Source organism: Candidatus Coxiella mudrowiae, assembly GCA_001077715.1.
GTDB lineage: Bacteria > Pseudomonadota > Gammaproteobacteria > Coxiellales > Coxiellaceae > Coxiella > Coxiella mudrowiae.
On record CP011126.1, the window covers coordinates 1,164,975 to 1,189,587 of the forward strand.

The window sequence follows — 24,613 nt, forward strand, 5'->3', positions numbered from 1 at the left end:
TTTATTTTATTTCTGCTCTTGTGTAAAAATACTCTTGTTATTTAGCATTTTCTTATATTCTGTATGTCTATCGAAAAAGATTTGATACCACATCTCCAAACTTAATAATCCCCAAAGTTTACGAGAAAACTGGCGTTGTTGATTCTGTATAGTATCCCATACATTTTTATAATTAAAGAAAGGCCTATTTTTTACTTTTATTGTACTAAAAGTATCTAATAAAAATCCTTTAAGCTCATTTGAAAACCACTCTTTCAATGGCACTGGGAATCCCATTTTGTCACGCCGATTAAGCAATATTTCCGGCAAGATATTTTTATACGTATTTTTCAGTAGATGTTTCATTCTCCCTCCAGGAAATTTTATATCTGCAGGAATGGTTGCAACAAACTCAACAAGCGGATGATCAAGAAAGGGAACACGTGATTCAAGGCTATGAGCCATACTCATTCTATCTTCAATATGGAGCAAGGCGGGAAGCAAAAATTTGAAATCGAAGCGAGTCATTTTATCAAAATAGGCTTTTTTCCCGACTCGAGAACTGTCATTAAATATTTCCATAAACTTTAAATTGACTGCTTCTTTATCTAACTCATCCCATATAATTTCGTTTTGCATATCTGTCGATCGATCAATTAGACGAAAGTAGCGCTGATCAAGATCTTCAAATAAACCTTTACACCAAAATTCACTAATTAGTGGTTTATATTCTTGCAAGACTTGCAAGTTAGGAATAATAGATTCGGCTGTAACAACGAAGTGACCCGAATGCGAAGTCCCCTCAATAGAGGCTTTGATACATTGTTCGAAATAAGCAATCAAATAGCGCGCATAACCTCCAAAAATTTCGTCAGCTCCCTGTCCTCCCAATAAAGTTTTAACGTGCTGAGCAGCCTTTTTCGCTACCATAAATTGCGGGAAAGAACCCGGACCAGCCACAGGAAAATCCATGTGATAAATGATCTTAGTTAAATTTTCAATGAAATCTGTATATTTAATATCAACAATATGCAATGGCTGGCCAATAGAATCCGCCACTATTTGAGCATAATAACTTTCATCATAACCTTTATAATCTGTAAATCGACCATGAAAAAGTCCAGAAAATTCCCCTTGCTGCGCGTTAGCTTGAAGTGTAACAAGACTAGAATCAATACCACCACTCAAATAAGTACCCACGGGAACATCGCTTCGTAAATGCAAATTAATACTTTCAGACAAAAGCTCCTGCAAGCGCCTTTCAAAATAGGGGGATATATGATTATAATCAATTTGGTAAAACACATCCCAATATTTTCTACATTTGATTTCTTTTCCAGAAACCAGCAAATACTCTCCGGGCATCAATTGTTTAATATTTTCAAATAAAGTATCTGAGCCAAGAGTATATTGGAAAGTTAAATATTCACTAAAGGCATTCACATTTATGTTTAATTCAGATAAAAAAGGAAGTAAAGCCTTAGTCTCAGAAGCAAAATAAAAAATGTTATCTACAATAGTATAATAAAAAGGCTTAATACCAAATCGGTCTCGAGCACAAATAAGTTCTTGGCGCTTTTCATCCCATATTGCAAAAGCAAACATTCCACGCAGATGCTTTAAAAATCCGTCGCCGTAACATTCATAAGCAGCTAAAATTACTTCCGTATCTGAATAGGTTAAAAATGTCCAATTATGAGAAAGTTTTTCTCTCAATTCGATATAGTTGTAAATTTCACCATTAAAAACAATAACATTCCCATTTCTTGCAATCATGGGCTGATGTGCCGAGGCACTAAGGTCTATAATGCTTAACCTTCTATGGGCTAAACCAATACTATGTTGGCTATCGCACCAACTTCCAACATCATCGGGACCTCGATGCGATAACAAGTTACTCATTACCTCAAGATGGAATTTTATATTCGTATTAGGGAAATGATTTAAATTACAAATTCCACTTATTCCACACATTTAAACGGTTCCACCACTAACCTCAAGCGCTTCATTGGCTTCCTCTTTTAGAAAATTATTTTCTGTTACATAGTAACGTCTACCTTCTCGTGGACATACTAAATCATACCCTAGCCGCTCACCGGCATGACTCATCCATCCAATTTGTTTAGCGGGATTCCCCACCACTAACGCATGCGGTTTAATATCTTTAGTAACCACCGCTCCTGCTCCAATAAACGAATAAGCTCCCAATTGGACCCCACAAACAATGGTGGCATTGGCACCTATCATTACTCCTTGCTCTACTCGGGTTTCTTTAAATTCATTTTTTCTTTCAATTTCAGCACGTGGATTATTTACATTCGTAAATACGCAAGAAGGGCCACAAAAAACTCCATCTGCCAATGTAATTCCTTTATAGAGGCTAACATTGTTTTGTATTTTACAACGATTACCAATGATAACGTCCGGCCCGATCATAACATTCTGTCCAATAATACAATTTTCTCCTATTTGACACCCTCCTAAGATGTGAGAAAAGTGCCATATTTTTGTACCGCGGCCTAATTTCACTCCCTTATCCACAAACGCAGATTGATGAATAAAGGTGTTGTCGTTACGATTTTCTGGTTCTGCACTAGGGAACTGGGAAGAGAGAGAATAATGCAACTTAAGCGAGTTTGTAGCCTGATTTAAAACCTTCAATACACGCAAACCTTCTCGAGCATCCGTAATTGCCTGGCTACGTGTAACCACGCATTCTATAAAGTGAGAACATTCTTGTTTTAATGGCTCACCTTCTGGCAAAGGAATATAATTAGCTTCAGATTTATCCGGCAACGGCATCCCATTTTCCCAGTTAATTTGATGAGGATAGTGAATTAATTTTTCCTTCCAAAGCTTGGTATCATCAAAAACAGCCATTCCCTTAGAACCAATCACAATTAATTTTTGTTCTTTATAAGGATGTAACCATGAAACAAAAACTTGCGCTTGGACACCACTGGAAAATTCCAGATGTGTCGTAGTAACATCAGCAATAGATTTATGGAGAAAATATCCTCCTATTGTTTTTACCAGAATGGGCTCTTCATTTACTAAGCTTAAAATCATTGAGATATCATGGGGCGCGAAGCTCCACAAAATATCCTCTTCCCGGCGGATTTTTCCTAAATTTAAACGATTGGAGTAAAGATATTGTAATCTTCCCAATTTCCCCTCATAAACCAGAGATTTTAATGTAATAAAAGCGAAATGATATTGTAGTAAATGGCCTACCATCAAAATCCGATTGTTTTTTAAGGCAATTTGATAATTTTTTTCTGCATCTTCTATTTTTAGCGCCAAAGGTTTTTCAACGAATACATCCTTTCCGGCCTCTAAAGCTTCTCTTGTCAATTTCGCATGATGGACAGCCGGAGCTGCAATTGCAACAGCGTGATATTCTGGACTATCTAAAACTTCTTTCCAAGAAAGGAACGCGGTTCCATATTGGACTGCAAGTTGTCTTGCCAGAGTTTGATTAGATTCACAAATACCGCCTAATACCGCTAATTTCGCAAAATTTCGAACTAAATTTTCCCCCCAGTAGCCTGCTCCCACAACTACAACCTTTAGTGAATTCATTTATTTGCTCCTGCAAATGGAAATTAATTTCCTGCAAATTTGTCACTTGAATTAAGTATCGTGGACACTCTCTCTACTAAAAAAATCGATCAGCGCTCAATTCCTGAGCAATGTATCCGACTGCGAAAAAAATATCAAGATACTCTAGGAAGTTAGAATATTTAGCTAACAGTCACCATGTTCAAGAGTTCTTCACAAATCGAGTCAACCACTTCTTCAGTTAAATAAGGGTGGAATGGCAAACTTAAAACTTGCTGGCTCGCAATTTCGGCTTCAGGATAATTGTAATCATCTTGCAGATAATTCCGAATGGCCGGTTGCTTATGTAATGGTTGTGGATAATGAACGGCTGTGGGAATACCTGCATTATTCAAGACAGATCGAACTTCTTGTCGTCGTTCCACTCGAACAGTGTATTGTGCAAAAGCACTAATATTCCCAGCCTCAATATGAGGTGTAACAAGATGATCGCCCAATTTTTGGGAATACCATTTCGCTACTTGTTGGCGGCGTTTTAACTCTTGGGGGAAGACTTCTAATTTTGCCAATAAAATAGCCGCCTGTAAGGTATCAAAGCGTACATTTAAACCAATTTGAATATGACGATAACGTGTTTGTTGGCCGTGATTACGAATTAAGCACATCTTTTCAGCTAAAATATCATCATTTGTAAAACAAGCACCGCCATCACCATAGCATCCCAAGGGTTTAGAAGGAAAGAAACTCGTGCAGCCTATAGTCGTAAGGCCACAAGATTGATGCCCCCAATGGGTAGCTCCTAAACTTTGGGCGCCATCTTCAATAATGGGAAGGCCATAACGATGAGCAATGGCATTAATTGCTGTCATATTAGCGCACTGACCATACAAACTAACAGGCACAATTGCTTTCGTTCGCTCAGTAATCGCAAGCTCGATTTGCGAAGGCTCTATGTTGTACGTACGAGGATCAATATCGACAAAAACAAGCTTAGCTCCTAAAAAAACAATAGTTTCTGCGCTGGCAAAAAAGCTAAATGACGAAGTGATCACTTCGTCACCTGGACCGATCCCCAATGCCAATAAAGCAACCAATAAAGCCATTGTTCCATTAGAAAGGGTAATACAATGACGAACGCCTACCCATTCAGCCAGGCGATGTTCTAATTCCTCCACTTCTGGACCCATGATATATTGTCCATGATCTAAGATGGCCTGGATATTCTTATCGACAGTGCTTTTTATTAGACGATATTGTTGATTTAAATCAATAAATTTCATCATTAATAAATTTCATCATCCCGATGCCCCTTTCTATTATTTGCGCGCCATTGCGGACAAATACTACCCTAAAACAAACTCCAACTGCAATCTCAATTATCCAAGGCTGCTCACTATTTCCTAAGCTCCCAAGAAAGCCCCTTTTTTCACGAACTATTCTTTGTCGATTTAAAATCACTCCTCATCGAGGGCGAAAATCGCGATGGTGATTTTAAAGAATCTCTTGTGTATGATTTTATAATTATGAAATTAACGCCTCTCACAGCCTTATCACCTCTGGATGGCCGATATCATAAAAAATTGAATAACTTACGACCAATTCTCAGCGAGCATGGTCTCATTCGATACCGCATTTTAATTGAATTACAATGGCTACTTTTTTTATCTCGTGAACGCTTCCTTACCGAAATTCCAAAATTAACTACACCAGATTATAAAAAATTAGAAGCGATTTCGAAAAATTTTGATCTACAAGCTGCGGAAACGATTAAAGAAATCGAAAAAACTACCAATCACGACGTCAAAGCAGTCGAATATTATTTACAACAAGAGCTAAAAAAAGAAAAACGATTCATGGATTTGATCCAATTCATTCATTTTGGTTGTACTTCCGAAGATATCAATAATCTTTCTTATTCTCTTATGATTAATGAAGCTCGCGAGAAAGTTTTGGTTCCCATCTTTAAAAAAATTGGACTGCGTTTGCAGGCTATGACATCAGACTACGCAAACCTTCCCCTACTGAGTCGCACTCATGGCCAACCCGCTACACCAACAACTTTAGGCAAAGAATTAGCAAATATAGTAGCCCGTGTTCACTCCCAATATCAGCATTTTTCAAACCTAAAATTATTAGCCAAGATAAATGGTGCCGTTGGCAATTTTAACGCTCATCAAGCGGCATATCCTAATTTTGACTGGCCTGGTTTTGCAAAACGCTTTGTCGAATCGCTCGGGTTAGAAGCCAATGAGTATACCACCCAAATTGAGCCTCATGATCGGTTAAGTGAGCTCTTACAATCACTAATTCGTCTTAACAATATTTTAATCGATTGTTGCCGAGATATATGGGGCTATATCAGTCTGGGCTATTTTTATCAGAAAGCCGTAAAAAATGAAGTAGGCTCTTCAACAATGCCCCATAAAGTAAATCCTATTGATTTTGAAAATGCCGAAGGCAATTTAGGGCTCGCTAATGCGTTAGCCGATCATATGGCAAATAAACTCCCGATATCACGCTGGCAAAGGGATTTAACAGATTCCACGGTTTTGCGAAATTTAGGATCTGTATTTGGCTACTCGCTTGTCGCCTATGAGTCATTATTTAAAGGCCTAACAAAAATAAGCGCCAACAAAAATCGAATCAAGAAAGACCTTAATTCTCATTGGGAAGTACTAGCTGAAGCACTACAAACGGTCATGCGTCGATACAGCGTATCAGACGCTTATGAGCAATTAAAAGAACTGACTCGGGGTAAATCGATTAATGAAAATCAATTGAAAGACTTTGTTGAAAAGTTACCTATTCCCCAGGAAGCCAAAGAATATTTAAAATCACTCACTCCTAACAATTATACTGGCTTCGCTGCATCGCTTGCAAAAAAAATCCGAAATTTTAAATGGAATTAATTTATTAAAGTATAATAGCTACTATGCTATATTTTCTCTTCAAATCCGACGAAAATGGCGAGCCTTATATCGAAACTAACATTTCAGGTAAAGCTATTAACTATCTCCCAATTAAATAAAGGAACTGCATTTAGTAGAGAAGAACAGCGAATTTTTAACTTAAGAGGGAAATTACCCAATAGGGTGGAAAGTCTTGATGATCAGGTGGTCCGGGCTTACTTGCAATATAAATCCTTCGATATTTAAATTAATCGTAATAATTAATTAAATTAGCTATTAAATACTAATCAAGACTAATCAAGTTTTGTTCTATCGTTTGATTAAAGATCACTTACAAGAAATGCTACCGACTATTTATACTCCTATTGTAGGAAATACCGTGCGCGCATTTAATAAAAAATTTATGTATCCACGTGATCTTTACATTTCCTACGAAGATCGATCGTAAGAACATTCCTGAAATTTTAGATAATCGATCTATCTAATCCCCCTCATTGACCTTATTATTGCTAGCGATGGCGAAGGCATACTTGGCATCGGAGATTAAGGGGTGTAGGTGCTATGGCAATTCCTGTAGCAAAGCTCATCGTATATACCGCTATTGGTGGCATCAACCTATTACGAACTTTACCAATTCTACTTGATGCAGGTACTAACAACGAAGAATTATTAAATAATCCTATTTATTTATAGGTTGGCGTCATAAACGCTTAACAGGAGACCAATACGCTGAATTTATCGACAAATTTATTCAAGCCCTTCAAGAAAAATTTCCTCACGTATTTTTACATTGGGAGCATTTTTCGAGCGCACTAACGCTTATCGCAATTTGATTAAATATCGCGACGTCATGTACAGCTTTAACGACGATATTCAAGGGACAGGTGCCGTAACTTTGGGAGCTATTTTAGCTGCCTTAAAGATCACTCATTCTACCCCGGGCGAACAACGAATAGTGATTTATGGTGGTAGTACTGCTGGAATAGGAATTACGGATACCATATTCCGCGCTGTGTCTCAAAATGGTCTCTCTGAAGCTGAAGCAAGAAAACTTTTTTTTGGTTAGTAGATCGGACTGGATTATTAACGGAGCTTAGTGAAGACGTAACACCGGTACAACAACCTTATTTGCGAACGAAGGATGAAATTAAAAATTCGAAAATTGAAGATCCTCACCAAATTTCACTACTGGACCTAATGGAAAATATAAAACCAACAATTTTAATTGGCACCTCCACACATGGGCATGCATTTAATCAGACTATCGTGAAAACGATGTTAAAATATGTGGCCAAACCCTATCATCTTTCATTTATCCAATCCAACCAAAAAATGCTAAGCAGAACCCATTGATCTCTTCCAGTGGACTAAGGGAAAAGCATTAATTGCAACCGGCAGTCCTTTTGAAGATATTATTTTTGAAAATAAGAAATTTCTCATAAATCAATGTAATAATTATTTAGCTTTTCCAGCAATTGGTCTTTGTGTTATTGCTATTAAAGCTAAACGCGTTACTGAAAATTGGTATGTAGACGAAACTACTTATCGTTTACTGCCAAGCATTCCTCAAGCACAAGAAGCCTCTTATCATGTAGTTATTGCAGTAGCAAAAACTGATATTAAAGAAGGTATAACAGTAGTTTCCAGTGAGGATTCCGAAAAAGTTCTCGTGAAACAAAATATCTGGGAACCTCGTTATCTTCCTTATCTAAAAAATATGATTAATGTCTTCACTCCACTTAAACAGGTGGTTCAACAACTACCGCATTTTATTTGAGACAAAGTCACCCCAGTTCAACCCTAAAAATCTTCTCTAAATTCATAACTTTTCTAAAAAGGCTTTCCTTCTGCTTTAAAGAAACGAATTGTAGCAGTCCACGTTTTCTTAAAGACCTCGCTGCAATTCAAATTAATGGTTTCAGATAAAGTGTATTTTCTCTTCCCTCAATGACGCATTAAATAACCTATTTCAGCTATAAAATCATTAGTTACCTCTAAAATTTGAGCTAAATTCTGTAATATCAATCGTCCTTTATCTCATTTATCACGGTGACGGCGCGTAATTAATTTATCAACTCCATTAAGATATAGCGTTTCTGACTTCGCGATCAATTCCTCTAAAAAAAATTCAATAACTTCATTATTCAAATTTCTTATTTTTTCTCTAAAATTAATATTTAACATAGATAAGATTAAGTTCGATAGCTCTTGCTCTATCTTAAAGCCCGAAGAGAATGTAATAAAGACTAAGAATAATACAAATTGATAAAGGGATAAAAAATTAAATGAAATGTCGAACCTAATAAAGAACGAGATATTTTAACAACAAATAAACCCAGTTCAGACATATAAGTACCTGTTATTTCAGTGACTAGAATGGTCAAAATAATAGGCCCTGAAAATGTTTTAGTTAAAATTCCTCATAGCATTAATAAACTAGTAATAATGCTTAAAGCATAAAAAATATCTAAAATAACGAGCCCACATTTTTTTAAGAAAGGATAATTTATATTCGTGCTCTTTGAGTTTCTAATAACCTTAACTGAACTCCAATTTCTTTCTTCTTCACTTAATGCAAATCTTTCAAAATTTCAAATATCGAATTTCATAATTTCAAATAAATGACTTATTTCAGAAAAATTACACTGAAAAATTTTTATATCTTCGCTACTTAACTTCCTAAACCGTTTTAGTACATGAATCAATGACTATCGTGTCAATAACACTTCTTTTAATTCTTTTAAATTTTTTATAGCTTAGTCAATAAAAGCTCCTAGATTCAAAAGTTCCCCATTTATTTTACCTTATTGCAGAGTTATAGAACTTAGTTTTTATTTAATTGCCTTTAATGGATAAAATAATCAAAAATAATTCTTTATAAAATTTATCAACGTCACCTTATTTGTTCTTATCTGAAGAATTTATAGAGATCCAACCTTAAAAAACATTTCTTAATCTGTTATAACTAATTCACCTGATTAATGATTTATGATAAACATCCGAAAGTGAATGTTTATTTTTTTTACTAAAAAATAAACCCTCTTGAGGTTATATTCAAAAGAATAATTTTTATTGATTAAAAAATTATTAAGTTCAGATATTAATTTTTAAAATTTTTTAAAGAAGAAATTCATTCTAATTATATTTTTCTAGATAATAGAGTTCGAATGACACTGTCATTTTCACGATAATAATAGCAAATAACCAGTATATGAGATAGACTCAATTCTATTTATTTTTTAAAAAGATCCCTATATTTTTTATATTTTTCAATATATCTTTCAAAAAAAGAAAATATAGGAATGACTTTGTAGTGGTGCTCTCTGACGTATTCTAAAGAATGCTATACTATTTCTCCTGAAAATCTTTTATTTCTAAAAGATTTTATAAAAAAGTTCTAGTAAAATAAAAAGTACCATAATCTATTTTTTTATATTTTAATTCATTGGTTTCATCTTAAAAATTTATGTAAAAACGTTTTCCTTGATTAGTTTTTTTGATCGAGCCATAAGCTAGCTTAATTTATTAATCGTATGAACTATTTCTTTTATAGACCTTTTGTTATGATTGATTTAAATTCTGGTTGAAAGCGCCTCCTTAGGTCTTAGGTCTTAGGTGTTGGATCCTGTTTCCCTGCCAAAACGATGTTCTGAGGATGTTAGCTCTTGAGGAGTCAGAAATGAGTATTAAAAAAAGAAGTCATTATCTTTTCTAAAGATAATTATCAATAAAACTTTGGTACTTACTGTTCCGGATTAAAGAAGAAAAAACAAAAGCTACTATCGTGGCATCCAAAGCTAAATAAACTTATAAAAGTAAACTTGGCTACCCTGTCATTTCTGATGCTGATGAGAACTTAATTGATGATAATAATTTGGACATGTTAATCATTCCTGGCAGTTATTGTCCAGATAAAATGTGAATTAATTCTGGAATGATTAATTTAGTAGGTGCCATATTCAAACTAGAAAAAACGGTCGCTACAATTTTTCATGCTGATTGGATATTAATATCTATCTATATTGTAAAAGGAAAGAAATTGACTTGTTATCACACAATTAAAAGATGACGTCATTATTGATGACGTCATCAATGCAGGAAGTAATTATGTAAACCAATTTGTAGTTAAAGATCATAATTTAATTACTTCTAGGAATCCGAATAATTTATCCAAATTTTTTTTAAAACCATTATTACTTATCTTCAAGAATAATTTGAGGAATGAAGGTAATACGACAAGAAGCGCATAAAATCCATGAGTGAAAGTCTGGACTATGAAAAAGATAATTTAATATCTTTCTAGCGAATATGTATTTGCATTATTTTTTTGGATTTATGGTTTGAAAAGAAATTTAAATCGCAATACTCAGTACCAAAATAATAAAGTGATATCATTTCGTTTTATTTGGATATGAATTTTGTATGGGAATTCAATACTAGTTTTATTTCAGAAAAGTATTTTTTTATAGATAAACGATTAATTAAAAAATAATCAATAAGTATTTTGCATTAACTAATGAAATAATACGATTGAATATAATATATTTATAGGAGTAGAAATTTATTATTAAATTAAAATAAATAAACTTCAACTTGCTAAGAAATCTTAAAAATATATAAATAAAATATCGCATAAAAAATTATGAGTATATATTTATTCAGATGTAGAAACTTTAGGTTTCGTTGCTTTGTATGATTTTAAAATTGCCTTTTATTTTGATAGTACTAATAAAGAGCTACCTAAAATTTCTCAATCTCAATTAGATTTTTTTTAATACTAAAATTAGATCTCTCATTCGAAATAAAATTATTTTTTATAAAAAAATTAAAAAACTAAATTAAATAAAAGTTTACGTTCTCCTCTCATATAGATATATCAAAATTTAAAAAAAACCTACAAAATATTTAAGATTATGATTTAGATTTAAATTTAGAATTTTTGGCTAATGTTACTTCTTATGAAATATTAGTGCGTAAATTTAAAACTGATACAGGTAAGGAATGGGCTATAGTATAGTTTGATAACATAGATATTCTTTTTTGCCCTAGATAAGCTCAATAAGTTTAATAAAAAGATTGTCTAGTTTCAATGAAGATAGAAATAAGAAATATTTGAGATATGGAGAATTTGAAGAGACAGGAATTCCTGAGGCTTTAATTGATCGAAGACTATATTTTAATCATCTTATTTATGAAGTTTTTATTTCCTTATCTCATAGAGTTGAAAATTGTAAAGTGATGGATGAATTCGCACTTCTTAGTTCTATTCTGAAAGATATTCCTTGTAAGATTAGTTATATCAGATTTTAATCAAAGAAATATAAGGAATTAAATATTATTGCTTTTGGTGATTAGCCTCAAATAGGTTGTTTAATTATTTGCTTTGGCTTGGAGAGGATGGTAAAATTTTTGTTTAGAAAGGAGAAGTGTTCGCGAAACGGAAGAAATTTCATATTACCAATCCATTTAGAATAATTTTTGATATTGAATCTGGTAGCGAATGAGAGTGTTATAAAAAGGATCTAGAAACGATTAAATTTCTAAATTTTTGTAGAGATAGATCATAATAAAGAAAATATTTTGATAAATATTGAAGCGTGATCTGACCAATTTCCTAATGTATTTAAAGAAAAGATGATGAAAGTGACAAGGTATACAGATATTCAAACTCTATCTCATAGATTATTTTCAAAAACCGCTCGAGAGATGAGAAAGAAGAGAGAAGATTCTAGCGATTCCGTTTCTTTTTCGACACACGAATCGTTGTTAGCCTATTAATTAAAAAAAAGAGAAAAATTGATATCAAGTTTTCAAAAACATACAAGATGTCCTTGCGATCATGTTAGAAAACATGATCGCAAGGACATCTTTAAAATTTTCTTAGTTCATAGACTCTTTTGAAGGCAAATAGAGTGGCCTTATTTAGGGTAAGGTAACACGCGCTCCAGGCAATATTAGTTACTTACTGTACTAGTTTAAATTCTTAAATTGATTAACACGTTGTCGCTACTGCCAAAATACTAAAAAGTCACCAATCAATAAAGCAGTGGTAGACGTGATACGAAATCAGATAACTCAGTAATGAAAAAAAATTCCTAACAAATAACCACCTGGCACCGAAATGAGCTAAATAACAGCTAGACCAACCTACATGGGTATGCGAGTATTGTAAAAACCACGTAAAGCTCCGCTTAAAATACTGCGCCAAATATCAAAAATAATACTGAAAGAGAATAAAATAAATAAAATTTTAATTAAATTAATAATTTTAGCATAGCCATGGAATATTTGCTTCAAATAAAGTGACTCTAAAAACTTTGAAAAAACAGGAAAATACTGCCGATATAACCAAAGAAAAAGAGTGGAAATAATTAAATAACCTTCTTCAATTCTTTTTACAACCTGATAACACTCTCCTCTGATAGCTTGACTAACCATAATTCTAGTCGTCTTTGCTATGGAAAACATCAGCACTACAAACAAGAACATACATTGCTGAGTTACTTCTGAAGTGGCTAATTCGTTTGTACCTAACCACCCGATTATTAGAGCTACCACAAAAAATCCTACCAATTCAAGATAAAATTGAAGGCTTATGAGCTATCCAATTTAAAATAATTGCTTGAGGTAATTCCAGTTTCGGGGACAACGCCATTTAAAAATTTCCATGGCTTTAAATTTCTTTTCATAATAAAAACAAAATAATAAAATTAGGATATTGAGAATCGTTGATGAGAGATTCTATATAGTATCCTGCTGTAGGGCTACCGATAACATAAAACCAGGAGTTCCCCATACTAAAGTGTAGAAATAATGTCTTAAATAAACTACTAATTGGGGTAACTGACCAGAAGCTAATAGAAAACGATCCACTATTAAAAATAAAAATATTAACGGAATAGAAAGAATTAAAGCCAACATGCACAGCCTTGGTAAAGAATTACTCCTATTTTTGATAGTTCTGAGTACCATAGGTCTGACCCAGACCTACCACAACTCTCATAGAAAACAAAACAGAAATAAAAATAACAATAAGAGTAGCTTGTACAGAGGTCATCAACATAATAGCTGCTAAAATTGAATAGCCTAAGCGAGCTAACATCAGCATTCCGATAAATCCGTTTAATATTTAAATCAAGCGCGAACCAGCCATCGGCAAAGCTAAACTCACAACACTTTTTGTTAGCTAACAGGTAGATTCCACGGCCTTTAAAGAAGGAAGATTAATGTTCACGGGTTTCACTAAATATAATCTTAGGCCACTTTTCCATAGTGATTTCTAAATTAACTTGGGATGGCGCTAGGTAAGTCAAATATTCTGAACTGTCATAAGCTAAATTGTGAGATTGCTCTCTTTTAAATTGCTCCATAATAGTTTTATCATCGTAAGTAATCCATCGAGCGGCGGCCACGTTAATAGCTTCATAAACACATTTTACGTTATATTCATTTTCTAATCGATAAGCAACTACATCAAATTGTAAAAGACCCACCACCCCTAAAATTAAATCATTTCTATCCAGAGGCCGAAAGAGCTGGGTGGCACCTTCTTCAGACAATTGCGTTAATCCTTTTAATAAAGCTTTTTGTTTAAGAGAATCTTTAAGTCGCACCAATCGAAAAAGTTCAGGCGCAAAATTCGGAATACCACTAAATTTCAGTTTTTCTCCCTGCGTAAAAGTGTCTCCAATTTGAATAGCTCCATGATTATGCAAACCAATAATATCCCCTGGCCAGGCCTGGTCTGCGTTCTCGCGTTTTCCCGCTAAGAATGTTAATGCGTTATTGATTTGAACTTCTTTATCGAGTCGCACATGATAAACTCTCATTCGTTTTTGATATTGACCTGAAGTGATCCGTAAAAAAGCAATTCGATCACGATGGTTTGGATCCATGTTGGCCTGAATTTTAAAAATAAATCCACTAAATTTTTTCTCTTCTGGTTTAACCACTCGGACATCGGTTTCTCGCGATTGCGGCGCGGGCGCTTCTTTTACAAAAGTATCCAATAATTCACGTACGCCAAAATTATTTATAGCGGATCCAAAAAATACTGGTGTTAAAGCCCCTTTCAAATATTGCGTGTGATTAAAAGTATGACTTGCTTCTTTTACTAATTCGACTTCACTGCGCAATTCCCAAGCTAAATCACCCAATGTTTTATCCAATTCGGAATTATTAAGATTTTTTATCCGTAAGCTTTCATTAACACGTTCGTATTTTCCCGGTTGGTAAAAATAAATGGCATCTTCAAGCAGATGATATATTCCTTTAAAACTCTTACCCATCCCTATCGGCCAAGTAACAGGAGCACAATAAATTTTCAGAACTGATTCGATTTTATCTAAGAGTTCCACGGGATGACGGGAATCGCAATCCATTTTATTAATAAAGGTCATAATCGGCGTGTTTCTTAGTCGGCAAACTTCCATTAATTTAATAGTGCGCGGCTCAACCCCTTTTGCTGCGTCAATCACCATTAATGCTGAATCTACTGCTGTCAGTGTTCGATAAGTATCTTCTGTAAAATCTGCATGACCAGGGGTATCTAATAAATTAATTAAATAATCCTGATAAGGGAACTGCATGACGGAGGTAGTAACGGAAATTCCTCGCTCTTTTTCCAGCTCCATCCAATCGGAGGTGGCATGACGAGCTGATTTGCGGCTCTTAATCGTCCCCGTTAATTGAATAGCGCCGCCAAAAAACAATAACTTTTCTGTTAAAGTGGTTTTTCCTGCATCTGGATGGGAAATTATTGCGAAAGTCCGACGCATAATTGTTTTACTTTCTAATGACATCTCACTAATTTACCTATTACCTAACCTTAAACGTCTTTATCGTCGCGAATAACGGAGCAGGATAACACAAGCAATAGCAAATAACACGGTGAGCATTAAGGCTGCTAATAGTGGAGGCAACTGATAAACCATCGCAAAGGGTCCAAAAAACTGGTTCAACATATAAAAAGCAAAACCAATAATGACGCCAATCAAAACTCGAATCCCCATGCTAGCCTGACGTAACGAACCAAAAATAAAGGGTACTCCTAAACAAATCATTACCACAGTGGTAAAAGGCTGAATAATTCTCTGCCAAAAAGAAAAAACGAAGGAATTAGTTTGGAGCCCTGCTTGAATACGATATCGAATCGTATGGTAGAGGCCTATAATTGATTGTTCTTCAACCGTCTTTCGACCTTGCTGCAATTGTTGAGGATCAAACACAATCTGCAGGGGCAGCTGACTTATTTCGATTTTTTTTATTTGAGTGGGTGTAAAAAGAGACTGTTTAACATGATAGAGCACCCAGCGGCCTTCTGAATAGCGGCCTTCGGAAGCAAAGGCGGCTGATAGCAATCGATGTTGATTAAATTGAAAGCGACTTACATTACTAATTTTATGCTTTGAATCAATGGAGCCAATGTGGATGAATGAATCTCTATCACGTAGCCATACCCCACCCAATGCCTGATAGCCGACTGCCTTTGAGAGAGCAAGAGATCTCATTAGTGCCCCTTTCGATTCTAATCGGGGGGCCACAAATTCACCAATAAACGTTACCACTAGAATCATAAGCAATGCTGCTTTTACAACCGATCCTGTTACGCGAGAAATAGAAACCCCTGCTGCCTGCATTACGATTAATTGACTACTAGAAGCCAATCGGCCTAAACCAATCAAACAACCTAAAAATCCGGCCATTGGGAACAACTGATACAAATCGGAAGGTAATTGAGTCAAAACATACAGAAAAGCTCGTTCCAAATCATAATGACCTGAGCCGATTTTGGATAATTGGCCGATAAATTCCATAAAAATTTCAACGCCAAGTAAGATAAGAACGACTAGCACTGTCGCGCTAATGACAGCTTCACGGATATAGCGATTTAGTAGTCGCATGAGGGCGCTCTTCGATTCAGACGAAGGCGGTGCCACCAATGCGATTGAAAAAAGAATAAAGCACACGCTACCACTAAAAATGATCCATTTATCCATTCTAATCCGACTGTTGGGCTCATTACCCCCTTTTCAATCCAGGTTCGGGCCAAAAACATTAAGTTAGCATAAACGATATAAATCAAAACAGCCGGTAAAATTTGAGCAAACTTGCCTTTTCGAGGATTAGCTTCACTTAAAGGCACCACTAATAAAGCGAAAATCCACACAGAGATAGGTATTGCCAATCGCCATTGCAATTCAGCTGCTGCCTTCAGATCCGTTTTGCTTAATCGCCATATTTTAGTTGTGGGCATGGCTTGTACTTTCCCGGAAATGCTCATTTGAGGTGAGTCGAGACGGATCCCGTATTGGACAAATTTTATAATATCGTACTTTAAATCTCCCGGCATCCCTACATAACGGGATCCGTTTTTAAACAAAACAAAGTTAGAATTATTAAATTCCCTATTTTCACCGGCCTCACTGGCTGAGACAAGACTCCAGCGCTCCTTGTTCCCCACAGTTTGTTCGCTTTCTGCTAAAAAAACGTTGGCCATTTTTCTATGATGATTATTAACACCGCTAGTATAAAAAACCTTCCCATCATTGCCCAAAGGTTGAAACCGGCCTGGGATAATCTTCGCTAGAGAAGCTCTTGCCAAAGCCTCGTTAAGAATCTTAGCACGATACCACTCCATTCGAGGTTCAACCGAGAACATCAACCAAGCCACTATCAGTGCGATAAAGGTGGCTATGATCATAATCATAACTACAATCTGAGAACGACTTACCCCACACGCAGTCAAAACAAGCACTTCATGATCCACACTCATCCGTCCCAAAGCCAACAAGCTGCCAAGAAACAAGCTCAAGGGCAGTAAATAACCCAATAATAGAGGTACCTGCAATGACATAATTTCCATTACCGCTTTAACGGTGATCTTACCAGCAGCGGCATCATTAAGATAATGAACAAATTGGTTAGTGATAAAAATAATTAGTAAGATTAACGTTGTCGCTAACAAAGTACTGAGAATTTCCTTACTCAAATAACGGAAGACAATCACTGACAAATCAAACCTTTTATGGTTGAATACAATATTTCTCATTAGTAAGCTGCTTACATTTTACCAGAGCACAATATAACATGGAAAAAACTTACGACCCCAAACTCATTGAAAAAAAATGGGCTGATTACTGGAAAAAGCATCAGTTAAGTCGCCCCCCGGGTTCAGGGACTCCCTATTGCATCATGTTACCCCCCCCCAATGTAACAGGCACCCTTCATATGGGCCATGGTTTTCAGCAAACTCTCATGGATGTTTTAACTCGTTATCACCGAATGCAAGGTCATCGAACCCTTTGGCAAGGAGGCACAGATCATGCAGGCATTTCTACCCAGATGGTGGTCGAACAAAAACTTGCTCAACAAGGACTCACTCGCCATGATTTAGGACGGAAATCCTTTATTGAGCGAGTGTGGGAATGGCGCGATCGTTCGGGAAATAAAATTACTCGCCAAATGCGTCGCCTGGGTGTTTCCATCGATTGGTCCCGCGAACGTTTCAGTATGGACGAAGGTCTTTCGCGAGCCACTACTCAAGCCTTTGTTCGTCTTTATAATGAAAGTTTGATCTATCGAGGAAAACGGCTCGTCAATTGGGATCCTATTTTAAACACAGCCATATCCGACCTGGAAGTAACCACCAAAGAAATGGATGGTGCGCTGTGGTATCTTCGTTACCCATTAACTGATGGCACCGGACATTTAACAGTAGCAACCACTCGACCGGAAACATTATTAGGTGATGTAGCCATTGCTGTTCATCCCGATGATGAACGTTATCAACATTATATTGGCAAAAAAGTTCATTTACCTTTGACTAACAACCGGACTATTCCTATCATTGCAGATACCGCTGTGGATCGGGAATTCGGAACGGGTAGTGTAAAAATCACGCCCGCACATAATTTTAATGATTATGAGATGGGCCAACGCCACCAATTACCTTTAATTAATATCCTCACTCCTGAAGGACAATTAAATGAAAATGTACCAAAGCCTTATCAAGGTTTAGACCGTTTTGATGCCCGAAAAAAAATTGTGGCTGATCTTGAAGAAAATCATTTTCTCGAGAAAACCGAGCCTTATCGTGTTCCAGTTCCTCGAGGCGAACGTTCCGGAGCTGTTATCGAACCATTCTTAACGGATCAGTGGTTTTTAAAAATGGAATCGCTTGTAGAACCAGCCTTGGCCGCTGTCAAATCGGGAGAATTAAAGCTAATTCCAGCCACTTGGAAAAAAACTTATTTACAATGGTTAACCAATATTCAAGATTGGTGTATCAGTCGACAATTATGGTGGGGACATCGATTGCCAGTCTGGTACGATGAAGAAAAAAATTACTACGTCGGTCATTCGCCAGAAGAAATTCGAAAAAAATACCATTTGGGAACTGAAATAAAATTAGAGCAAGAAACTGATGTGCTTGATACTTGGTTTTCGGCCAGTCTATGGCCCTTCGCTACTCTAGGTTGGCCCGATAAAACTGAAACCTATAAAATTTTTTATCCTACCCAAGTCTTGGTCACTGGTTTTGACATTATTTTCTTTTGGGTTGCCCGCATGGCAATGATGGGATTAAAGCTCACGGGGAAACTTCCCTTCCATGAAGTTTATATTCACGGGCTAATCCGGGACAATCAAGGAAGGAAAATGTCCAAGTCGAAGGGTAACGTTATCGACCCAATCGATATTATTGATGGAATTTCTTTGGAAGAGCTTATCAAGAAACGAACTCGTGCTTTATTACAGCCTAAGATGGCTAAATCAATTGAAAAGCTAACACGAAAGGAATTTCCGCAGGGCATCGCCAGTTATGGAACAGATGCTTTGCGATTTACTTTTTGTGCTTTGGCGAGTACCGGACGCGACATTAATTTTGACATGGGCCGTATTGAAGGCTACCGCAATTTTTGCAATAAAATTTGGAACGCGGCTCGTTTCGTTATCATAAATACGGAAGGCAAAGATTTAAATCCTGAAAAACCTTTAACCTATAATATTGTTGATCGTTGGATCCGAAGTCGCTTACAACAAGCTATTAAAGAAGCTAAAAAAGCCTTGGATCATTACCGCTTTGATTTTCTTGCTCAAATTTTATATGAATTCATTTGGAACGAATATTGCGATTGGTATATAGAATTCGCTAAGTGTCTACTCTATAATGAGAATACCAAACCCTCTCAGCAACGTGGCACTCGGATAACTCTCCTTGAAATACTAGAATCCTTATTACGACTGCTTCATCCTCTTATGCCCTTTATCACCGAGGAAATTTGGCACACGGTAGCGCCACTCGTAGATAAAAATGGCAATAGCATCATGATCGAACCTTACCCTGAATTTAATAAGTCCGAGCTTGATAAGGAGGCCAACGCAGAAATTGAGTGGCTTAAAAATATCATCACCGCCATTCGAACGTTACGAGCTGAAATGAATATTTCTCCCGCTAAAACTATTACACTTATTTTCAACAAAGGAGAAGACAATGATAAAAAACGTCTGCGGGAAACTGAACAGTATGTAAAATCATTAGGGAAAATTGCCCAATGGCGATGGGCGGATACTAATGAACCGCTACCTCTCAGTGCCACAGATATTATGGGGAATCTTGAAATTCACATTCCTTTAGCAGGATTAATCCTTAAAGATATTGAACTTGCTCGATTAAAAAAGGAAATTACCAAGCTTCAAAGAGAGCAAGAAAACTCTCTAAAAAAATTAGATAATCCTAATTATATAATAAAATCCCCTAAAGAAATTGTAGAAAAGGAACAGCTGCTTTTAGAAACAACACAAAAGACCTTAAAGAAATTACAATTACGATATGCGAAAATTGAAAGTTTATAACACCACTTGGATTAATTTAGAGCAGTATTATTTTAATAAGTCCTGAAAAATTGGAGCCACTAATGTGGGCTCATGAAAATTAATAATTTTTCGACTTACATTGACAGCTAAAGCAAAAGTGACATTTCGCTCTATAACATGAGCCACCAACACCCCATATCCTAAATTATTACCAGCGCTCCACACCACATCGCCCCACCGTCGAAACCTTGTCTTATATAGTCCTAGACCATAAAAGTCTTGATCCTCACGAGGACTTGCCTTGGGGTCTACTGGAACTCCATCAAATAATTGTTTAAGAGAGCCCCTTAAAATTCGCCCTTCTAACAACATTCGCATCCAACGAATAAGATCATTGGTGTTGGATAAGCTAGCCGCGCCAGCCAATCCATTAAAATTATAAGCACCGGTAACATCATATACTTGCAATTCGCGATTATCATTGTAAGTTACTACGGGCTGATTACTAAAACCACTGGCGTAAGGATGGGAAATAGGTAAATAACCATGCGCCAATTGAGGCAATAAATCTTCCTCCAGCACACCGTAAGAGCAATAATGCGTCGATTTTAAACTTACGGAATCAAATAATTCTCGCATTTGCTGTGAAGATTTACGGCCCGTTGCAGCCTCTAAAACTAAACCAGCAATAATATAATTAGTTGCAGAATCACTTAAAATTCCTCGAAAAGGTAATAAATATCCTAAGCGATATCGTACATTGGAACCTGTAATTAAATCTAAATAGCTTTCAGCTTGCCAAACCTTCTGGGGTTTGGCAGCAAATGCTTTTTGATAGGCCACAGTTTCATCATAAGACGGAAGACCCGAGGTGTTATTCAGCAGTTCTCGCAAAGTTACAGGTTTTAGGTAAGGATAGAGATCGACGATGAGCTTTAAGCGGCCACCATCCAGGAGATGTTGATTACTTAAAAGAGCCAATGGCGAATCTAAGTCCAATACACCTTCCTCAACTCGCTTCAAAATAAGAGCGGCAGTAAACATTCGAGTAATTTTCCCACTTTGGAAAATATGTTCCGCAGAAAGAAGTTCGCGAGTTTCTACGTTAGCGTAACCTGCGCAATAATGGCGGATACGATTTCCCGTTTTACAAACACTTAAGATCACTCCAGGTAAATTATTCTTAATGATATCGATTGATTTCATACAAGAACTATACCGGATTTAAAGAAAAACCCAAAGATACTCATTAATCGTAAGTAAAGTATCGTTAAAGAATTATCTTGTACCCGAAGCAGAAATTAAGGATTTCTCAAATCGAGCGAAATACGAATAAGCGATGGGAACCACAATGAGAGAGAAAAAAGTACCGAACAATAAACCACCTACAATCACCCAGCCGATCTGATGTCGACCAATAGAGCCTGCTCCTGTGGCTAAGGCCAAAGGAAGTGCACCAAATACCATACTCATTGTTGTCATTAAGATAGGTCGCAATCGAATCGTCGTGCCTTCAATAATAGCATCTGAGGTAGCTACACCTTGTTTGCGTAAATCATTTATAAATTGCGTAATCAAAATTCCATGTTTACTAATCATACCAATTAATGTAACTAACCCAATCTGGGAGTAAATACTCAAAGTTCCACCGGCTAACTTTAATGACAACAATCCCCCCACGATGCTCAAAGGAACAGCTAATAAAATAATCAAGGGATCAATAAAACTCCCAAATTGAGCCGACAACATCAAATAAATCAAAATAAATGACATAATAACAATGCCAACAATTCTTTGGGATGATTCTAAAAATTGCGCTGCTTTTCCTGAAAAGGCAGCATGTACGTTTGAGATTAATACTGTAAGCAAATGAGCTTTAATATAATTAATTACCTGATTTTCGGAATATCCTGGCGAAAGACGAGCAGAAATAGTTCCCGAACGAAAACGATCATAATGCATGAAATTCCCCTGTCCCACAGTTGGAGTCAAATTAATTAAACTTGAGACGGGAATCATATTTTCTTTATTACCAGATGAGGGGGCCGCACTGCTTCGCACATACAGCTTTCTAAGTGCATTAAAATTGGATAGATCATCCTTTTGCATTTGAACGATAACTTCATAGCTCTTATTACCTGCTTGAACATCGGTCCAATGATTCCCACTCATCATCGCGCTTACCGTATCCGCAATATCTTGAATGTTTACACCCAGTACCGCCGCTAGATCACGTTTGATAGTAATGGCATATTGCTGAGTATCATATTTCAAATTGGTATGGACATTCATTACTCCAGGGTATTGCTTTAAAATTTTAACCATCTTATTAATCGGGTCGAGTAAATCCATGTAATCCCCACCTGTCATAAAATTTAAATTGATATCATTTCCTTCCAATCCATAATTAACAATATCTGGAATATAAGCCGTTGCATCGATTCCCGGTATTACTCCTAATTTTGGATTTAAGTCGGCGATCACTTCCTCAGTAGTTTCTTTTCGCTCACCCCACGGTTTTAAGGTAACGCGAATATTTACGCTGCTAGTGGATACTTGACTAATAACACTGGCAACAGCAGGGTTCTGCTTAATAATATGTTCAATCTGTTCAGCATATTGATCGGTATAATTTAAACTAGCACCGGAAGGTGAAGTCACACTTACCTGAATTAAACCAATATCTTCTTTTGGTATTAATTCCGAAGGTAAGCTAATAAAAAGCAGATAACCTAGGCCTGCAATAAATATCAAAGCAATGACAAAGAATCGACGCTTGCTTAAAGCAAATTTCAAGAGACGTTGGTAATGATTTGCCAGTTGAAAAAATAAGCGATCAATGATTACGACTAATCGACTATCGTGAGTATGCACCAATAATATTCTCGAGCACATCATTGGTGATAAGGTCAATGCAACAAAGGCTGAAATAATTACCGCAGCGGCCAACGTAAATGCAAATTCTTTAAATAACTCTGCCGTAAATCCCTGAACAAACCCAATGGGTGCATATACAGCCACCAATGTGAGAGCCATTGCAATAACAGGGAAAGTAATTTCACGGCTCCCTTTAATCGCTGATTGCATTGGTGTCATTCCCTCTTCTATGTGACGATGAATATTTTCCAACATCACAATAGCGTCATCTACCACCAAACCAATGGCCAATACAATACCAAGCAATGACATGGTATTTATGGTGAAACCTAATAATGCAATAAAAGCAAACACCGCAATTAAACTAACGGGAATAGTTATAATCGGAATACTTGCCGCCCTTGCCGAACCCAAAAATAAAAATACGACGAGAATAACTAAAATAACCGCTTCACCCATCGTATAAAACGTTTCTTCTATTGAAGATTTTAAAAACGTAGAGGCATCATAATTCACGCTTGCTTGCATTCCCAGCGGTAAACTCTCCTTAATCTGGATCATGGCTTGTTTTACTTCATGAGCCACTATAATTGGGTTGGCTTCTTGCAAGGGTTCAATTAAGACTTCAATACCATTTTGACCATTAATTCGCATAGGTGCTTGATATAAACTACGATAGCCTAGCTCCACATGGCCAATATCGTTTAAGCGAACCGTACCGCCATCGGTGTGTTTAATTATTATATTGCCGAAAGCAGCCGCATTTTTTAATTGAGTATGCGACACAATGCTGAAATCTCGTTTAGCTTCTTGGATGGAGCCGGCAGGAAAATAGATATTATTGGCGGTCAGCGCATTTTTGACATCAGTCACAGTCACTTGATGAGCAACCATTTTTGAAGCATCCAACCATATACGCATGGCATAATCGCTTGCGCCTAAAATATCAACCTCGCCCATACCGGGCAATTGCCGCAAAGCAGGTTGAACCGTGCGTTCTACATAATCTCGAATATCAGCGGATGATTTTTGAGGATCAATAAACCCCACTCCTAAAACTGGACTCCCTTTAGTTCCTACCGTGATGGTCGAGGGATTAGCATCGGGAGGCAATTTATCGCGAATACCAAATACTTTATCTCTAACGGCGTTCGCTTCTTCTTCAAAGTTGCCTCCCAGACGAAATAAAACAGTCACATAACTACTACCCGAATAACTTGTTGAATTAATAGCAGCCACATGATCAACGCCCAATAGCGCATTCTCAATTTGAGTCGTAACCTGGCTCTCCATCAACTCAGCACTTGCACCTTCATAAAAAGTAGCCACTGTCACTGTCGGTAGTTGTAATTTAGGAAAAAAACGCAGTTCAAGACGTTGGAATGAAATAATTCCCAAAAAAACTAAAATTAAGCTTAAAACAATGGCCAAGACAGGCTGACTAATGCAAATTTCAGACAATTTCATTTCAA

The 24,613-nt window shown here is 36.3% G+C and carries 19 protein-coding genes and 2 pseudogenes; 10 read left to right on the top strand and 11 right to left on the bottom strand.

Features of this window, described 5'->3' with window-relative positions:
• Nucleotides 1-6: 6 nt before the first annotated feature.
• The 3 genes from asnB to CleRt_RS05520 form a co-directional block, all read right to left on the bottom strand.
• Nucleotides 7-1,953, bottom strand: coding sequence for an asparagine synthase (glutamine-hydrolyzing) (asnB, locus tag CleRt_RS05510; protein WP_048875380.1), 1,947 nt, complete (start codon nucleotides 1,951-1,953; stop codon nucleotides 7-9).
• On the bottom strand, nucleotides 1,954-3,561 hold the full coding sequence (locus CleRt_RS05515; protein ID WP_048875381.1) for a Gfo/Idh/MocA family oxidoreductase: 1,608 nt from the start codon (nucleotides 3,559-3,561) through the stop codon (nucleotides 1,954-1,956). It lies immediately after the preceding gene.
• 161 nt (nucleotides 3,562-3,722) lie between these two features.
• Entirely contained in the window at nucleotides 3,723-4,820 is a 1,098-nt protein-coding gene (locus tag CleRt_RS05520) for a DegT/DnrJ/EryC1/StrS family aminotransferase (protein WP_048875382.1), read from the bottom strand.
• Between the two features lie 243 nt (nucleotides 4,821-5,063).
• Here CleRt_RS05520 and purB point away from each other — a divergent pair, with 243 nt between their 5' ends.
• The 9 genes and pseudogenes from purB (at nucleotide 5,064) to CleRt_RS13440 (ending at nucleotide 10,699) form a co-directional block, all read left to right on the top strand.
• The gene (gene purB / locus CleRt_RS05530; RefSeq protein WP_048875384.1) at nucleotides 5,064-6,449 is read left to right on the top strand and encodes an adenylosuccinate lyase; all 1,386 of its coding nucleotides are present in this window, start codon (nucleotides 5,064-5,066) and stop codon (nucleotides 6,447-6,449) included.
• Between the two features lie 340 nt (nucleotides 6,450-6,789).
• On the top strand, nucleotides 6,790-6,897 hold the full coding sequence (locus CleRt_RS13410; RefSeq protein ID WP_306686850.1) for a hypothetical protein: 108 nt from the start codon (nucleotides 6,790-6,792) through the stop codon (nucleotides 6,895-6,897).
• 113 nt (nucleotides 6,898-7,010) lie between these two features.
• Complete coding sequence (locus tag CleRt_RS13415; RefSeq protein ID WP_306686633.1) at nucleotides 7,011-7,142, top strand: hypothetical protein; 132 nt, start codon at nucleotides 7,011-7,013, stop codon at nucleotides 7,140-7,142.
• Between the two features lie 44 nt (nucleotides 7,143-7,186).
• On the top strand, nucleotides 7,187-7,282 hold the full coding sequence (locus CleRt_RS13420) for a hypothetical protein (protein WP_306686851.1): 96 nt from the start codon (nucleotides 7,187-7,189) through the stop codon (nucleotides 7,280-7,282).
• Nucleotides 7,240-7,515: a malic enzyme-like NAD(P)-binding protein gene (locus tag CleRt_RS12120; protein ID WP_235379251.1), complete on the top strand. Its 276-nt coding sequence runs from the start codon at nucleotides 7,240-7,242 to the stop codon at nucleotides 7,513-7,515. Before CleRt_RS13420 ends, CleRt_RS12120 begins: the two co-directional genes overlap by 43 nt.
• 47 nt (nucleotides 7,516-7,562) lie before the next feature.
• Nucleotides 7,563-7,802: pseudogene (locus CleRt_RS13425) on the top strand (malic enzyme-like NAD(P)-binding protein); the annotation flags it as partial.
• 31 nt (nucleotides 7,803-7,833) lie between these two features.
• A pseudogene (locus tag CleRt_RS13430) lies at nucleotides 7,834-8,004 on the top strand (malic enzyme-like NAD(P)-binding protein); the annotation flags it as partial.
• 2,379 nt (nucleotides 8,005-10,383) lie between these two features.
• Nucleotides 10,384-10,518, top strand: a complete 135-nt coding sequence (locus tag CleRt_RS13435) for a DJ-1/PfpI family protein (RefSeq protein WP_306686636.1) — start codon at nucleotides 10,384-10,386, stop codon at nucleotides 10,516-10,518.
• 19 nt (nucleotides 10,519-10,537) lie between these two features.
• Nucleotides 10,538-10,699 (top strand): hypothetical protein, encoded by a 162-nt coding sequence (locus tag CleRt_RS13440; protein ID WP_306686854.1) that lies wholly within the window; start codon nucleotides 10,538-10,540, stop codon nucleotides 10,697-10,699.
• A gap of 1,897 nt (nucleotides 10,700-12,596) precedes the next feature.
• Here the strand turns inward: CleRt_RS13440 and CleRt_RS12130 are convergent.
• The 6 genes from CleRt_RS12130 to lptF all read right to left on the bottom strand — a co-directional run bounded on the left by CleRt_RS12130 (nucleotide 12,597) and on the right by lptF (nucleotide 17,457).
• Nucleotides 12,597-13,007, bottom strand: a complete 411-nt coding sequence (locus CleRt_RS12130) for an MATE family efflux transporter (RefSeq protein ID WP_235378898.1) — start codon at nucleotides 13,005-13,007, stop codon at nucleotides 12,597-12,599.
• Between the two features lie 183 nt (nucleotides 13,008-13,190).
• Nucleotides 13,191-13,370 (bottom strand): hypothetical protein, encoded by a 180-nt coding sequence (locus tag CleRt_RS12135; protein ID WP_235378899.1) that lies wholly within the window; start codon nucleotides 13,368-13,370, stop codon nucleotides 13,191-13,193.
• A gap of 25 nt (nucleotides 13,371-13,395) precedes the next feature.
• A complete protein-coding gene (locus CleRt_RS12140; RefSeq protein ID WP_235378900.1) occupies nucleotides 13,396-13,551 on the bottom strand; it encodes a hypothetical protein in 156 nt (51 codons plus the stop codon).
• A 121-nt stretch (nucleotides 13,552-13,672) separates the two neighbouring features.
• The gene (locus CleRt_RS05545; protein ID WP_082160443.1) at nucleotides 13,673-15,250 is read right to left on the bottom strand and encodes a peptide chain release factor 3; all 1,578 of its coding nucleotides are present in this window, start codon (nucleotides 15,248-15,250) and stop codon (nucleotides 13,673-13,675) included.
• 36 nt (nucleotides 15,251-15,286) lie between these two features.
• Complete coding sequence (gene lptG / locus CleRt_RS05550) at nucleotides 15,287-16,351, bottom strand: LPS export ABC transporter permease LptG (protein ID WP_048875386.1); 1,065 nt, start codon at nucleotides 16,349-16,351, stop codon at nucleotides 15,287-15,289.
• Nucleotides 16,339-17,457: an LPS export ABC transporter permease LptF gene (lptF, locus tag CleRt_RS05555; protein ID WP_235379217.1), complete on the bottom strand. Its 1,119-nt coding sequence runs from the start codon at nucleotides 17,455-17,457 to the stop codon at nucleotides 16,339-16,341. Before lptF ends, lptG begins: the two co-directional genes overlap by 13 nt.
• An 80-nt stretch (nucleotides 17,458-17,537) precedes the next feature.
• Between lptF and CleRt_RS05560 the strand changes: the two genes are divergently transcribed.
• Nucleotides 17,538-20,303 carry a valine--tRNA ligase gene (locus CleRt_RS05560; RefSeq protein ID WP_048875388.1) on the top strand — a complete coding sequence of 922 codons (2,766 nt, stop codon included), beginning with the start codon at nucleotides 17,538-17,540 and terminating at the stop codon, nucleotides 20,301-20,303.
• A 27-nt stretch (nucleotides 20,304-20,330) separates the two neighbouring features.
• Here CleRt_RS05560 and CleRt_RS05565 read toward each other — a convergent pair whose 3' ends face one another.
• Both CleRt_RS05565 and CleRt_RS05570 read right to left on the bottom strand, forming a co-directional pair.
• Nucleotides 20,331-21,470: a serine hydrolase domain-containing protein gene (locus CleRt_RS05565; protein ID WP_048875389.1), complete on the bottom strand. Its 1,140-nt coding sequence runs from the start codon at nucleotides 21,468-21,470 to the stop codon at nucleotides 20,331-20,333.
• A 72-nt stretch (nucleotides 21,471-21,542) separates the two neighbouring features.
• Nucleotides 21,543-24,608, bottom strand: coding sequence for an efflux RND transporter permease subunit (locus CleRt_RS05570; RefSeq protein WP_048875390.1), 3,066 nt, complete (start codon nucleotides 24,606-24,608; stop codon nucleotides 21,543-21,545).
• Nucleotides 24,609-24,613: the final 5 nt, after the last annotated feature.

Excerpts from the sequence above, each read along its gene's own strand:
- lptG (WP_048875386.1), bottom strand. The coding sequence starts at position 16,351 with ATGCGACTACTAAATCGCTATATCCGTGAAGCTGTCATTAGCGCGACA.
- CleRt_RS05545 (WP_082160443.1), bottom strand. The coding sequence starts at position 15,250 with ATGTCATTAGAAAGTAAAACAATTATGCGTCGGACTTTCGCAATAATT.
- CleRt_RS13410 (WP_306686850.1), top strand. The coding sequence starts at position 6,790 with ATGCTACCGACTATTTATACTCCTATTGTAGGAAATACCGTGCGCGCA.
- asnB (WP_048875380.1), bottom strand. The coding sequence starts at position 1,953 with ATGTGTGGAATAAGTGGAATTTGTAATTTAAATCATTTCCCTAATACG.
- CleRt_RS13415 (WP_306686633.1), top strand. The coding sequence starts at position 7,011 with ATGGCAATTCCTGTAGCAAAGCTCATCGTATATACCGCTATTGGTGGC.
- purB (WP_048875384.1), top strand. The coding sequence starts at position 5,064 with ATGAAATTAACGCCTCTCACAGCCTTATCACCTCTGGATGGCCGATAT.
- CleRt_RS05520 (WP_048875382.1), bottom strand. The coding sequence starts at position 4,820 with ATGAAATTTATTGATTTAAATCAACAATATCGTCTAATAAAAAGCACT.
- CleRt_RS13435 (WP_306686636.1), top strand. The coding sequence starts at position 10,384 with ATGATTAATTTAGTAGGTGCCATATTCAAACTAGAAAAAACGGTCGCT.
- CleRt_RS05515 (WP_048875381.1), bottom strand. The coding sequence starts at position 3,561 with ATGAATTCACTAAAGGTTGTAGTTGTGGGAGCAGGCTACTGGGGGGAA.
- CleRt_RS05565 (WP_048875389.1), bottom strand. The coding sequence starts at position 21,470 with ATGAAATCAATCGATATCATTAAGAATAATTTACCTGGAGTGATCTTA.
- CleRt_RS05560 (WP_048875388.1), top strand. The coding sequence starts at position 17,538 with ATGGAAAAAACTTACGACCCCAAACTCATTGAAAAAAAATGGGCTGAT.
- CleRt_RS12135 (WP_235378899.1), bottom strand. The coding sequence starts at position 13,370 with ATGTTGGCTTTAATTCTTTCTATTCCGTTAATATTTTTATTTTTAATA.
- CleRt_RS05570 (WP_048875390.1), bottom strand. The coding sequence starts at position 24,608 with ATGAAATTGTCTGAAATTTGCATTAGTCAGCCTGTCTTGGCCATTGTT.
- CleRt_RS12140 (WP_235378900.1), bottom strand. The coding sequence starts at position 13,551 with ATGTTAGCTCGCTTAGGCTATTCAATTTTAGCAGCTATTATGTTGATG.